Here is a 13,712-nt window from a genome sequence, read left to right on the forward strand (position 1 = left end):
ATGGTACTGCACTCGACAGGGTGTGGGAGAGTAGGACACCGCCGGAACATACATTCCCTTTGGGGGGCCCACGATGTGGGCCCCCCAAAGGCGTTTCCGGCACCATTGTCTCCACCGCGGGTCGTGACCCGTAAACTTGTGTGGACAGACGATCATCGCGTGCCGATTTCGAGAACAGTCGATTTCGATCCATCCGTGTTACCGAGAGAGGGACCCGCCGTGCCGGAACAGAACAATGGCCGGAAACCGTTCCGGCGCAATTCTTCCGGAGCGGAGAACGGCTTCCGGCGTACCGGGGACGAAGGCGGTGCACGGCGTCCCGGCGGTGAGTCCGGTGGCGAGCGAGGTGCCGGCGCATCGGGGGGATTCCGTCGTGAGAGCGGCAAACGGAACGACGTTCGAGGTGGGACGGGAGACCGGGCCCCGCAGCGGTCGGAGGGGAACCGTCCCCGGCCCGAGCGAGGTGGATACGCCGGAGATGATTCCCGGCGCCCCGATCGCGGTCGGCCCGATCGTGGTGCGGACCGTGACCGCACCGCCGGCAGGCCCGGTGAGCGCGGTGGGTTCCGTCCGGATCCGGCGCGGGGACGAGAGGACAACCGGTCCGGAGGTTTCGGCGGCCGCGATTCCCGGACGACCGGCGATAGGCCGGATCGTGGATTCCGGGAGCGCGGTGACCAGCGGCCGCAGGGCGGGTTCCGCTCCGGCGACGGTGAGCGCGGCGGCTTCCGCGGCGCCGGTGCGGGCCGTGTGGAAGGTCGCGGACAGCGTGCGGATCGCGGCGCAGGCGGCCGCGGAGACTCGGGGCGCCCGGATCGTCCGGAGCGTACGGGTGAGCGTCCTCCGCATCGAGGCCCGGGCGGGGGCAATGGAAGCGGTGGTTTCGCCCGCTCCGGTGATGCCCCGCGCCGCCGGGGTGGCGAGGGCGCGTCCCGTGGCCTGGATCGGCGGCCGCCGCGGCCCGACGAGCCCGACCTGCCCGACGATATCCAGGCCGGCGATCTGGACGGCTCGATCCGGCGCGATCTCCTGAGCCTCGACAAAGGTAATGCCGAAACCGTCGCGCGCCATCTGGCGATGGCGGCACAGATGCTCGACGACGATCCGCGTCTGGCCCTGGCCCACGCCCGGGCCGCCCGGCAGCGCGCCGGGCGCATCGCTGTGGTCCGCGAGACCGCCGGTGTCGTCGCCTACCATGCCGGGGAATGGGCCGAGGCGCTCTCGGAACTGCGGGCCGCGCGCCGGATGGCGGGCGGGACCGGGTTGCTGGCCGTGATGGCCGATTGCGAACGCGGGCTGGGCCGGCCGGAACGGGCCATCGAGATCGGCCGCAGCGACGAGGGCCGGGCCCTGACCGGCGACGAGGCGATCGAACTGCGGATCGTGGTCGCCGGAGCGCGCATGGACCTCGGCCAGTACGACCAGGCCGTCGTCACCCTGCAGACCTCGGATCTCGACCCGGCGCGTACGGGTTCGGGACCGGCCCGGCTGTTCTACGCCTACGCCGACGCGCTGGTCGCCGCTGGCCGGACCGATGAGGGTCTGACCTGGTTCTTCAACGCCGCGGCCGCGGACCTCGACGGCGAAACGGACGCCGAGGAACGGGCCGCCGAATTGACCGGCGACGTCTGAGCGTCGCCTGTCGCGCGCCGGACCGCTGGGCGCTACTGGGCAGGTGGGGCCGCGATCCGGCCCGGGACGTCACCGGTTTCTGGTGTGAAGGCCGGATCGAGGTGCGGGCCCCGCTGACTCGCTGTTCGTCGGCATCAGGCCGGAATCGGCCGCGGCGGACGCCAGGACCGCCGCGGCGCATCGCGTGCCGCTCCCGTGTTCGACAGCGGTGCCGAGGCGCGGGCTATGCCCGTGCCGTCACCGTCCAGTTGAGTTCGGTGCGCAGCTCGTCCGGATCCATATCCGGGCTGGGTTCGGTGAGATAGACCTCCCACCGGATATCACCCGGAGTGAGGTCCCGGTCGCCGATCCAGGTGTGCAGCCTGTCCCAGCTCTCACCGAGACCGTCGAAGGCGCCGTAGTGCACGAGTCGGGCCGTGCGCGCGGCCGGCAGGTTGCCCGCTCGCACTTCACCCTCCGCGGCGATCGCACGGTCGACGGGGAATCCCACGGCGAGCTCCACCGACTCCGGGGACATCGAGCCGTAGCGGCAGAGCGCGGGCCCGGTGATCTGCGCGCCTTGGCCGAGGATGACACCGGGGAGCAGGCCGAACGACCTGTCGAAGAAGTCCGGGAGCCCGGCGGGCGCGATCCGGCCGTGGACTGTCGCCAGGTGTGTCTCGGCCGTATCGATCAGAACCGGCTCGGCCGTGGGGTCCCGGTGGTCTGTCATGGCTGGGTGCTCCGTTCATCGATGTCGTCGCGGGTTTCGCCGTTCTGGTATTCCGACGACCGCCGGACCACGAATTCATCGGGCCGCGGACGTGAGAAGGTCGCGCAGGTGTGGAGTGGGTGCCGGGGCCGTCGGACGCGGCACGTAGGGTCCGGGTGTGCGGGATGTGAGTGAGACGCCGCGGTTGCGGGACGGGTACGAGGCGCTGCTGCTGGATCTGGACGGAACGCTCTATCGCGGACCGGTGGTCGTCGAGGGCGGGCCCGAGGCGCTCACCGACGGGAAGCAGCAGCTGGTGTACGTCACCAACAATGCGAGCCGGGCGGCGGCCGCGGTGGCCGGCCACCTCGCCGAACTGGGGTATCCCGCCGGGGAGTCCGATGTGGTGACCAGCGCGCAGGCCGCAGGCCGGTTGCTGGCCGAGCGGCTCGCGCCCGGGACGGAGGTCCTGGTGGTCGGTACCGAGGATCTCGCGGCCGAGGTCGCGACGGCGGGTCTGCGGCCGGTCCGCACGGCCACCGAGACGGTGGGCGCGGTGGTTCAGGGGCATTCACCGCAGACCGCGTGGCCGGATCTTGCCGAGGCCTCCTACGCCCTGCGGGCCGGGGCGATCTGGGTGGCCGCCAATACCGACCGGACCCTGCCGAACGAGCGCGGGCTGGCGCCCGGTAACGGCGCCATGGTCGCGGCGCTGCGTGCCGCCTCGGACCGGGAGCCGGTGGTCGCGGGCAAACCGTATCCGCCGCTGCTCGACGATGCGCTGCGCCGCGCCGGAACCCGGGCGGTGCTGGTGGTGGGTGACCGTCTGGACACCGATATCGACGGCGCGCGGAATGTGGAACTGGACTCATTGCTGGTGCTCACCGGGGTGAGCACACTCGACGAACTCGCGGGACGGTCCGCCGGTGAGTGGCCCACCTATCTCGCCGGCAGCCTGGATGCCCTGAACCGGGAGCCGGTACCGGCCGACTGCGGGGATATGGACGCGATACGCCGGGAACTGGCGGCCGACCCCGGCCGGGCGCTGAGGGTACGCGCGCCTCGTTCGGAAATCCGATAGCGTTGGCGACACGATGACTACCCCGACTCCCCGACAGAACACCACCGGCGCCCGCCCGGCGGTACCGTTGCCCGGTCGGCATCTGCCCGGAGCGGCCGATCACGGCGAACCTGCCGATCCGGACCGGATCCGCGCCGAAGTCCGTGACCTGCTCGCCGAACTCGGACCCGCGCCGGCGCCGGCCGGTGCGTCCGGGGACGACACCGCCGGCGCCGATCTGGCCCGCCGTGCCCATATCCTCGACCAGGCCCATGAGGTGCTGGTCCGGGCGCTGGCCACGGTGGACAAGATCTGAGGTGGCCAGGAGGGCACGGGTGGACGCGGAATTGGTTCGCCGCGGATTGGCGCGATCGCGTGAACACGCCGTGGAACTGATCGGGGCCGGACGGGTCCTGATCAACGGCGCCGTCGCGGTCAAGGCGGCCACGGCGGTGGAGGCGGGAACGCCGCTGCTGGTCAAGGAGCAGGCGGACGAGGTCGGCTGGGCCTCGCGCGGGGCGCACAAACTGCTCGGGGCGCTGGAGGTGTTCGAACCGCAGGGGGTCGAGATCACCGGGCGGCGCTGCCTGGATGCCGGAGCGTCCACCGGTGGGTTCACCGATGTGCTGCTGAGCCGTGGCGCCCGCGAGGTGGTGGCCGCCGATGTCGGCTACGGGCAACTGGTGTGGCGGCTGCGGTCCGACGACCGGGTGCGCGTACACGATCGGACCAATGTCCGGAATCTGACCCCCGCCGAGATCGGAGGCACCGTGGACACGGTGGTGGCCGATCTGTCGTTCATCTCCCTGGCGCTGGTCCTGCCCGCCCTGGCCGAATGCGCCGCCCCGGGCGCGGATCTGCTGCCGATGGTGAAACCGCAGTTCGAGGTCGGTAAGGATCGTGTCGGTTCCGGCGGCGTGGTACGCGATCCGGGGTTGCGGGCCGAATCGGTATGCGCGGTCGCCGCCGCGGCGGCGGAACTCGGGCTGCGGACCCGGGGTGTGGTGGCGAGCCCGCTGCCGGGCCCGTCCGGAAATGTCGAATACTTCCTGTGGCTGCGGCGCGAGGACCCGGCGAATCGGGATCCCGCCGAGGTGGAGGCGCTGGTGCGGCGCGCGGTCGAGGAGGGCCCGCAATGAGTGCGCAGCAATCGCGGCGAGGGGAGATCCTGCTGGTCTCCCACCCGGGCCGCGCCGAGATCAGCGAAACGGCGCACCGCGTCGCGAAGATCTTCGCGGAGGCCGGGATCGGGTTGCGGGTGCTGGCCGACGAGGCCGACAGCACCCGCCTCGACGGCGACGCCGAGCCGATCACCGGGCCGGGCGGTTATCCGGTACGGGTGGTGGCGCACGAACCGGAGGCGGCGCGCGGTTGCGAGATGGTGCTGGCGCTCGGCGGTGACGGCACCCTGCTGCGGGCGGCCGAGCTGGCGCGCCAGGTCACGGTTCCGGTGCTCGGTATCAACCTGGGCCGGATCGGATTCCTCACCGAGGCCGAGGCCGAGAATCTGGACGAGGCACTCGCGCAGGTGGTCCGGGGCGATTATCGCGTCGAGGAACGGATGACGATCGACCTCTCGGTCCGGATCGACGACGAGATCATCGAATACGGCTGGGCGTTGAACGAGGCCAGTATCGAGAACGCCGCCCGGATGGGCGTGCTCGAAGTGGTGCTCGAAGTGGACGGGCGTCCGGTGTCGTCCTACGGCTGCGACGGCATTCTCGTCGCGACCCCTACCGGTTCCACGGCGTATGCTTTCTCCGCGGGCGGTCCTGTGGTGTGGCCGGAACTGGAAGCACTGCTGGTGATTCCGAGTAACGCGCACGCGCTGTTCGCTCGCCCGCTGGTGACCAGCCCGGATTCGCGGATCGCGGTCGAATCCGTTGCCACCGGCCATGATGCGATAGTTTTCCTGGATGGCAGGCGCACCCTCGCGTTGCCGCGGGGCGGCCGCGTGGAAGCGGTCCGTGGTGCCGAGCCGGTGCGGTGGGTGCGGCTGGATTCCGCGCCGTTCGCGGATCGGATGGTGCGCAAGTTCGAGCTGCCGGTGACGGGTTGGCGGGGCCGGCGGCGAACGGAGGGCACACGTGCTGACAGAGATAAGGATTGACGGACTCGGCGTCATCTCGACGGCGACCGCGCAATTCCACGAAGGGCTCACCGTGCTCACCGGTGAGACCGGCGCGGGCAAGACCATGGTCGTCACCAGCCTGCATCTGCTGAGCGGAGCGCGAGCCGATGCCGGGCGGGTACGGCTGGGCGCCACCCGCGCGGTCGTGGAAGGCCGTTTCACGCTCGACGAGGTGAATCCCGCCGCGCGCGACGAGGCCGGGCAGGTGCTGGAATCGGCGGCCGCCGAACCCGATGACGACGGGACCGTGATCGCGATCCGGACGGTCGGCAGCGACGGTCGTTCCCGCGCGCATCTGGGCGGCCGGGGTGTGCCGGCATCGGTACTGGCCGACTTCACCGCGCCGCTGCTCACGGTGCACGGGCAGAACGACCAGTTGCGCCTGCAGCGGCCGGAACAGCAACTGCACGCGCTGGACCAGTTCGCGGACGCGACGGTCGGGCCGCTGCTGCGGGATTACACCGAACAGCGCGGCGCCTGGCTGGCGGCGCGGACCGCGCTGCTGGAACGCACCGCCAGTAGCCGGGAGATGGCGGCGGAGGCCGAACGGCTCACCCAGTCGCTGGCCGAGATCGACGCCGTGGCGCCGGAACCCGGTGAGGACGACCGGCTCGTGGCCGAGATCCGCCGGCTCAGCGATCTCGATTCGCTGCGGGAAGCGGCCGCGACGGCGCACGAGGCGCTCGCGGGCCCCGCCGACAATCCGGGTGAGGGTGTCGGGGCGCTGGACGCGCTGGGGGTCGCGCGGTCCCGGGTGGAGTCCGCCGAGGACCCCGCGCTGGCGGCGCTGTCGCCGCGGCTGGCCGACGCGATCGCGGTGGTGGTGGATCTGACCACCGAACTCAGCGGTTACCTGTCCGATCTGCCCTCCGATCCCGGGGCGCTGGAGTCCATGCTGACCCGGCAGGCCGAACTGAAATCGCTGACCCGCAAATACGCCCCCGATATCGACGGTGTGATCGCATGGGCGGACGAGGCGCGGACCCGGCTGGAATCACTGGATGTCTCGGAGGAGGCGCTGGCGGCGTTGCGGGCCGAGGCCGAGGCGGGCGCCGACCGGGTGCGCGGCGCGGCGGTGAAGTTGTCGCAGGCGCGGACCGATGCCGCGGGTGCGCTGGCCGCCGCGGTGAGCGAGGAACTGGGCGGGCTCGCGATGGGTAAGGCACGGCTCGAGGTGGTGGTGCGGCCGATGCCCGCCGGCGACCGGGATTCCGCGCCGCTGGAGATCGACGGGACCGAATTCCATGCCGGGCCCGCCGGTATCGACGAGGTGGAGTTGCGGCTGTCCGCGCATTCCGGGGCGCAATCGCTGCCGCTGAGCAAAAGCGCGTCCGGTGGTGAACTCTCCCGGGTGATGCTGGCCCTGGAGGTGGTGCTGGCGGGCGCCGAGCACGGCGCGACCATGGTCTTCGACGAGGTCGACGCCGGTGTCGGCGGCCGGGCCGCCGTGGAGATCGGGCGGCGGCTGGCCCGGCTGGCCCGGACCCATCAGGTGATCGTGGTGACCCATCTGGCCCAGGTCGCCGCATTCGCCGACACCCATCTGGTGGTGAACAAATCCGACGACGGTGAGGGCGCGGTGAACTCGGGCGTGCGGGCGCTCACCCAGGACGAACGCGTGGTGGAACTCGCACGGATGCTGGCCGGGCTCGACGATACCGAGACCGGCCGGGCACACGCCTGGGAGCTGCTGAACATCGCCCGCGCGGAGCGGATGGCGGCCGGCTGAGGCCCGCGCCGGGCGCGGTGACGGCCGGGATACGGCTACCACCGCTGCCCGCGACGATCAGCGGACGGCTTTGCGGGCCCCGGCGATGAATTGATTGATCAGGCCCTTCAACCCGAGCTCCAAGGCCTTGCCGGGCACGGGCAGCGACGGCTCGGAGGTCATGGTGTAGACGACGCGGGTGCCGGTGCCCTCGTCGGCGAAGGTGACCACGCCGGTATGGCTTTTCACCGGGGCGCCCTTGACGACCTTGTATTCCATCCGCTCGCCGGGCACCAGCTCGGTGATCTCCTCGACGATCCCGACGGGACCGAGCCCGAGCTTGTGCTGGGCGCCGACGCCCTCGCGTTCGGTATGGCCCGGTTTGACGAGGGTGACGTTCACCGCGAGAAACGGGCTGATGCTCTCGCGGTCGGCGAACAGCCGGTACACGGTGGCGCGCGGGGCGTCGATGACGGTATCGACGGTGGTGCTGGCCATGGAGCTCTCCTCTTCGTATAGCTGTGCCCGGAGCATACGGCGCGACCGGCGCGCGGGCCGGGGCGCCGCCAGGATGAGCCGGTAACCGATCGATTGCCCCAACCATCGACGGACACCGCTGGAATGCGGCGTGTCTCCACCACGGGTTGAGGGTTTGCGGACATCATCGCTGCATGAGGATGCTGGCGCTGCTGTCGAAGAATTCCGAGACGCTGCCCGGCCGGACCGGGACCGCCCGGGTCGACCGTGATACCCGGCGGCTACTCGAGCGAGTCGGACCTGGGGATATCGCTGTCCTCGACGAGATGGACCTGGATCAGGTCACCGCCGAACGTCTGGTGGCCGCCGGTGTCGTCGCGGTCGTGAACACCTCGCCGTCGATCTCCGGGCGCTACCCGAATGTCGGCCCCGAGGTCCTGGTCGCCAACGGTGTGCTGTTGCTGGACACGGTGAGCTCCGACGCCTTCGGGCGGATCAAGGACGGGAGCCGGATCCGGATCGAGGGCGGGGTCGTCTACGCCGGCCGGTTCACCCGCAAGGAACCGGAGGTCCTGGTCGAATGCCTGGAACTCGACGAGGAGGCGGTCGCCGACCGGATGTGTGAGGCCCGCAACGGGCTGGCCGGGCATCTGGAATCGTTCGCCGGCGATGCGCTCGAGTTCATCCGGGCCGAATCGTCATTGCTGATGGACGGGATCGGCGTGCCCGATCCGGATCTGGACTTCAACGGCCGGCAGGTGGTGGTGGTCGGCGACGGGCCCGGGCACGCCGAGGATCTGAAGAAGCTCAAACCGTTCATCAAGGAGTACGGCCCCATCATGGTCGGGGTGGGACGCGGAGCGGAAACGATGCGCCGTGCCGGATACAAACCGGATCTGATCGTCGCCAATCCCGAGGATCTGGCGGCGCGCACTCTGACCGCCGGCGCCGAGCTGATCGTGCCCGCCGATCTGACCGGCCGCGCCGAGGGATTGGAGCGGGTGAAGGAACTGGGTATCGGGGCGATCACCTTCCCGTGCTCGGGCACCCCCGCGGATCTGGCGCTGCTGCTGGCCCATCATCACGGCGCTTCGCTGATCGTGACCGCGGGCGCGGCCGCGTCGCTGGAGGAATTCTTCGACCGGGGCCGCCGCGACAGCAATCCGGCGACCTTCCTGACCCGCCTGAAGGTCGGGGAATCGATCATGGACGCGACCGCGGTGGCCACGCTCTATCGCAGCCGGGTCTCCGGGGCGATCATCTCGCTGCTGGTGCTGGCGGCGCTGGTGGTGGTGATCGTGGCGGTACTGGCCGCCGGGCACGGTGGTGAGGTGCTGGCGCAGGCCCAGGAGATGCTGACCCGCGCCGAGGCATGGGGCCGTGAAGTGCTGGCGCGACCGGAGTAGGTGGCCGCAAACCTGCCCCGGGTGGGGCCGCGCCGGTGTGGCGTGTGGGCGGCGGCGCGCAACGGTGACGGGCATCGTGCGATGGCACCGGGCGGTTCGGGGAGCGTTCCCGGGCGGTGCGGGGCAATTCCTCAGCGTCTCGGATCCGGCCGCGTGCGGCGGGCCGGCTCGCTGCGCCGGACCGTCCGGGTGTGAGAGAAGTGGCCGGTGGTGCGATCGGTGCGGATGAGGGCGTTGCGGTCTCGCGATTGCGGTGACGTGGCGGCCCGGGTGTGGGCGATCGGGTGGTTAACCGGGGGTGGCTGTCGATCGTCGCGCGGGTTTCGTGTTACCGTGAAGACCCGTGGGTCATACACGGATTCAGGCGCGGACAGCCACCAAACACATCTTCGTCAGTGGTGGCGTCGCCTCATCGCTCGGTAAGGGTCTCACCGCCTCCAGCCTCGGTCAGTTGCTGACGGCGCGGGGGCTACGGGTCACCATGCAGAAGCTCGACCCCTATTTGAACGTCGATCCCGGCACCATGAATCCGTTCCAGCACGGAGAGGTGTTCGTCACCGAGGACGGCGCCGAGACCGACCTCGACGTGGGGCACTACGAGCGTTTCCTCGACCGCGATCTGTCCAAGGACGCCAACGTCACCACCGGTCAGGTGTACTCGTCGGTGATCGCCAAGGAGCGGCGCGGCGAATACCTCGGCGATACGGTGCAGGTGATCCCGCACATCACCGATGAGATCAAGGCGCGTGTCCTGGCGATGCGCGGCCCGGACCTGCAGGGGCAGGAACCGGATGTGGTCATCACGGAGATCGGCGGCACGGTCGGCGATATCGAATCCCAGCCCTTCCTCGAGGCGGCCCGGCAGATCCGCCACGATGTCGGCCGCGACAACGTCTTCTTCCTGCACGTCTCCCTGGTGCCCTATCTGGCGCCCTCGGGTGAGCTCAAGACCAAACCCACCCAGCATTCGGTGGCGGCGCTGCGCAGTATCGGTATCCAGCCCGACGCGCTGATCCTGCGCTGCGACCGCGAGGTATCGGCCGGGCTGAAGAGCAAGATCGCGCTGATGTGCGATGTGGAGGTGGACGCCTGCATCTCCACCCCCGACGCGCCGTCGATCTACGACATCCCCAAGGTGCTGCACCGTGAGGGCCTCGACGCCTATGTGGTGCGCAAACTCGGGCTGCCGTTCCGCGATGTCGACTGGACCGTCTGGGGCGATCTCCTCGACCGCGTGCACACACCCCGGGAAACGGTGGAGGTCGCGCTGGTCGGCAAATACGTGGACCTGCCCGACGCCTATCTGTCGGTCACCGAGGCGCTGCGCGCCGGTGGGTTCGCGCACCGGGCGAAGGTGAAGCTGCGCTGGGTGCAGTCCGACGACTGCGAGACCCCCGCCGGTGCGCAGGCCGCGCTGCGCGATGTGGACGCGGTACTGATTCCCGGCGGGTTCGGCATCCGCGGTATCGAGGGCAAGGTCGGCGCGATCCGGCATGCCCGCACCCGTAAGCTGCCGCTGCTCGGGCTGTGCCTCGGGCTGCAGTGCATGGTGATCGAGGCGGCGCGGTCGGTGGGGCTGACCGATGCCAACTCCGCGGAATTCGAACCCGATACCGAACATCCGGTGATCTCCACCATGGCCGATCAGGAAGAGGCCGTGGCCGGTGAGGCCGATCTGGGCGGCACCATGCGGCTCGGCGCCTATCCGGCGGTACTGGAGAAGGGGTCGGTGGTGGCCCGCGCCTACCACGGCACCGAGGTCTCCGAACGGCACCGGCACCGGTACGAGGTGAACAACTCCTACCGCGACAAGATCGCCACCAGCGGGCTGCGGTTCAGCGGCACCTCGCCGGACGGGCATCTGGTGGAGTTCGTCGAACTGCCCGCCGATATCCACCCCTTCTTCGTCGGCACCCAGGCCCACCCCGAACTCAAGAGCCGGCCCACCCGGCCGCATCCGCTGTTCGCCGAACTGATCGCCGCCGCTCTGCGCTACAAACTGGCCGAACGGCTGCCCGTGGACATCCCGGGTGAGCAGGAGATGGCCGGCGCCTCCGAGAGCGCGTCGTGACCCCGGCCGATCCGGCACCGGGCAGGCACGCCTTCCCGACGGTGGACAGCCGGGTCGTCTACAGCGGTGCCATTCTCGCGTTGCGGGTCGACCGGGTGGAGATGCCCGACGGCCGGGTCGTGGAGCGGGAGGTGGTCGAGCACCACGGGGCCGTGGCGGTTGTCGCGGTCGACGACGACGGGCAGGTCGTGCTCATCCGGCAGTACCGGCATCCGCTGGGGGAGCGGCTGCTGGAACTGCCCGCGGGACTGATCGATATTCCGGGCGAGGACCCGCTGGAGGCCGCGAAACGCGAGCTCGCCGAGGAAACCGGGCTGGCCGCGCGGGAGTGGTCGGTGCTGGTGGATGTGGCGCTCTCGCCGGGATTCACCGATGAAGCGCTGCGGGTGTATCTCGCCCGGGGCCTCACCGACACCCACCGGCCCGATCCCGAACACGAGGAAGCCGATCTGGAACTGGTGCGGATGCCGGTCGCCGAAGCCGTGCGCGCGGCATTGGCGGGCGAGATCGTCAACGCGACCGCGGTCGCCGGGCTGCTCGCGCTGAATGCCGCGGACGCCTCGGGGCTGCCGCTGCGCGCGGCCGACGCGCCGTGGCCCGGACAGCCGGACGCGCTGCTGCGGCGGCAGGCCGCGCGGCGGTCCACGGACTGACCGGGGCGAAACGGTGCGGGAGGTCGATGTCTTCCTGGACCATCTGGCAGTGGAGCGGGGTGCGGCGCGCAGCACTCTGTCCGCGTACCGGCGGGATCTGGGGCGTTACCGGGAGTATCTGACCGGGCGCGGGGTCGCCGGGCTGGAGGCGGTCACCGAGGCAGATATCGGGGAGTTCGCGGTCGCGCTGCGAAGCGGTGATCCGCGGCATCCGCCACTCGCGCCGGGTTCGGTGGCGCGGGCGCTGATCGCCGTGCGCGGCCTGCACCGGTTCGCCGCGGCCGAGGGGCTGATCAGCGCCGATGTCGCGCATTCGGTGAAACCGCCGATGGTGGGTCAGCGCCTGCCCAAGGCGCTACCGGTCGATCAGGTGCTGCGGCTGCTGGACGCCGCCGGCGCGGAGGCCGGGGCCGGTGGCGAGGCCGCCGCGCGCGGGCTGCGGGACCGGGCGCTGCTGGAACTGCTGTATTCGACCGGGGCGCGCATCTCGGAGACCATCGGCCTGGATATCGACGATATCGACACCGAGAACCGCTCGGTCGTCGTGCGCGGCAAGGGCGGCAAACAACGGATCGTGCCCATCGGCCGCCCGGCCCTCGCCGCACTGGACGACTATCTGGTGCGCGGCCGGCCGGTCCTGGCGACCGGCGGCCGCGGCCCCCGGACCCCGGGTTCGGCGGCGGCGCTGTTCCTCAATGTGCGTGCCGGCCGCCTGTCGCGGCAGAGCGCCTGGCAGGTGCTGCAACGCGCGGCCGAACACGCCGGGATCACCGCGACCGTCTCACCGCACACCCTGCGGCATTCGTTCGCCACCCATCTGCTGGACGGTGGCGCGGATGTGCGGGTGGTCCAGGAGTTGCTGGGTCACGCTTCGGTGACGACGACGCAGATCTACACCCTCGTCACGGTCGGCACGTTGCGCGAGGTCTGGGCCACCGCACACCCTCGAGCACGGTAAACACCAACACGCCGTCCAGACACACGGTGCTCGAGTGGGGACAGGCGGTAGCGTCTAGGTCGAGCCGGACCGTGGCGAAAGCGAGACCGTGCCTTGATCGGCCTCGTTACGCTCTACGAGGTGACGGGCAGGAACGTATAAGGAGCAGCGGATCGTGACGACAGCCGGAGGGCCGGAATCGGCCAGGGGCGCCGAGAACGACGATCGCGCCGCGTCGGTATGGGGCGCGGGCCCCGAACCCGTACCCGCCGATGCCGCATTGGGTCCCACCGGCCGGCCGCTACGGAGCGTGCCCGATCCGCCGGAACCGTCGCACGAGGGCAACGCGCTGATCGTGGCGATGTGCAATCAGAAGGGCGGCGTCGGCAAGACCACGTCCACCATCAATCTCGGGGCGGCGCTGGCGGAGTACGGACGCCGGGTGCTGCTCGTGGATCTGGACCCGCAGGGCGCGCTGTCGGCGGGTCTCGGGGTGGCCCATCACGATCTGGACCTGACCGTGCACAACCTGCTGATCGGCTCGCCGGTGAGCGCCGACGACGTCCTCATGCAGACCAAGGTCGAGAACCTGGACCTGCTGCCCAGCAATATCGATCTGTCGGCGGCGGAGATCCAGCTGGTGAACGAGGTCGGCCGGGAACAATCGCTCGGGCGGGCGCTGGAGCCCATCCGCGACCGTTACGACTACATTCTGATCGACTGCCAGCCCTCACTGGGCTTGTTGACGGTGAACGCGCTGGCCTGCTCGGACGGCGTGATCATCCCGATGGAATGCGAATACTTCTCGCTGCGCGGGCTGGCGCTGCTCAACGACACCGTGGAGAAGGTGCGGGACCGCCTGAATCCGCGGTTGAGCCTGTACGGCATCGTGGTGACCATGTTCGATGCCCGGCTGTTGCATTCTCGTCAGGTGATGGCGCGTGTG

The 13,712-nt window shown here is 70.4% G+C and carries 13 protein-coding genes; 11 read left to right on the top strand and 2 right to left on the bottom strand.

Going from position 1 to position 13,712, the window contains the following annotated elements:
* Positions 1-750: 750 nt before the first annotated feature.
* On the top strand, positions 751-1,632 hold the full coding sequence (locus tag ACWDU1_RS18425) for a tetratricopeptide repeat protein (protein ID WP_449999937.1): 882 nt from the start codon (positions 751-753) through the stop codon (positions 1,630-1,632).
* Between the two features lie 223 nt (positions 1,633-1,855).
* Here ACWDU1_RS18425 and ACWDU1_RS18430 read toward each other — a convergent pair whose 3' ends face one another.
* Positions 1,856-2,344: a GyrI-like domain-containing protein gene (locus tag ACWDU1_RS18430; protein WP_449999938.1), complete on the bottom strand. Its 489-nt coding sequence runs from the start codon at positions 2,342-2,344 to the stop codon at positions 1,856-1,858.
* Positions 2,345-2,510: 166 nt separating this feature from the next.
* Between ACWDU1_RS18430 and ACWDU1_RS18435 the strand changes: the two genes are divergently transcribed.
* From ACWDU1_RS18435 to recN, 5 genes are read left to right on the top strand one after another with little or no spacing between them, the layout of a single operon-like run.
* Positions 2,511-3,404 carry an HAD-IIA family hydrolase gene (locus ACWDU1_RS18435; RefSeq protein ID WP_449999955.1) on the top strand — a complete coding sequence of 298 codons (894 nt, stop codon included), beginning with the start codon at positions 2,511-2,513 and terminating at the stop codon, positions 3,402-3,404.
* Between the two features lie 13 nt (positions 3,405-3,417).
* On the top strand, positions 3,418-3,699 hold the full coding sequence (locus ACWDU1_RS18440) for a hypothetical protein (RefSeq protein WP_449999940.1): 282 nt from the start codon (positions 3,418-3,420) through the stop codon (positions 3,697-3,699).
* A 1-nt stretch (position 3,700) separates the two neighbouring features.
* Entirely contained in the window at positions 3,701-4,522 is an 822-nt protein-coding gene (locus ACWDU1_RS18445) for a TlyA family RNA methyltransferase (RefSeq protein ID WP_449999942.1), read from the top strand.
* The gene (locus tag ACWDU1_RS18450; RefSeq protein WP_449999943.1) at positions 4,519-5,493 is read left to right on the top strand and encodes an NAD kinase; all 975 of its coding nucleotides are present in this window, start codon (positions 4,519-4,521) and stop codon (positions 5,491-5,493) included. The genes ACWDU1_RS18445 and ACWDU1_RS18450 overlap by 4 nt, the downstream gene beginning before the upstream one ends.
* Entirely contained in the window at positions 5,471-7,243 is a 1,773-nt protein-coding gene (recN, locus tag ACWDU1_RS18455; RefSeq protein ID WP_449999945.1) for a DNA repair protein RecN, read from the top strand. The genes ACWDU1_RS18450 and recN overlap by 23 nt, the downstream gene beginning before the upstream one ends.
* Before the next feature lie 57 nt (positions 7,244-7,300).
* Here the strand turns inward: recN and ACWDU1_RS18460 are convergent, their stop codons facing one another.
* Positions 7,301-7,720, bottom strand: a complete 420-nt coding sequence (locus ACWDU1_RS18460) for an SRPBCC family protein (protein ID WP_449999947.1) — start codon at positions 7,718-7,720, stop codon at positions 7,301-7,303.
* Positions 7,721-7,893: 173 nt separating this feature from the next.
* On the opposite strand from ACWDU1_RS18460, the gene steA reads away from it, so the two are divergent.
* The 5 genes from steA to ACWDU1_RS18485 all read left to right on the top strand — a co-directional run.
* Positions 7,894-9,105 (top strand): putative cytokinetic ring protein SteA, encoded by a 1,212-nt coding sequence (steA, locus tag ACWDU1_RS18465; protein WP_449999948.1) that lies wholly within the window; start codon positions 7,894-7,896, stop codon positions 9,103-9,105.
* A 343-nt stretch (positions 9,106-9,448) separates the two neighbouring features.
* Entirely contained in the window at positions 9,449-11,176 is a 1,728-nt protein-coding gene (locus ACWDU1_RS18470) for a CTP synthase (protein ID WP_449999950.1), read from the top strand.
* Positions 11,173-11,829, top strand: coding sequence for an NUDIX domain-containing protein (locus ACWDU1_RS18475; protein WP_449999951.1), 657 nt, complete (start codon positions 11,173-11,175; stop codon positions 11,827-11,829). Before ACWDU1_RS18470 ends, ACWDU1_RS18475 begins: the two co-directional genes overlap by 4 nt.
* Positions 11,830-11,842: 13 nt before the next feature.
* Positions 11,843-12,787 (top strand): site-specific tyrosine recombinase XerD, encoded by a 945-nt coding sequence (gene xerD / locus ACWDU1_RS18480; protein ID WP_449999952.1) that lies wholly within the window; start codon positions 11,843-11,845, stop codon positions 12,785-12,787.
* Positions 12,788-12,941: 154 nt separating this feature from the next.
* Positions 12,942-13,712, top strand: a 771-nt coding sequence (locus tag ACWDU1_RS18485) for a ParA family protein (protein WP_449999953.1), incomplete at its 3' end; no start/stop codon positions are given.

The organism is Nocardia sp. NPDC003345 (assembly GCF_053589395.1).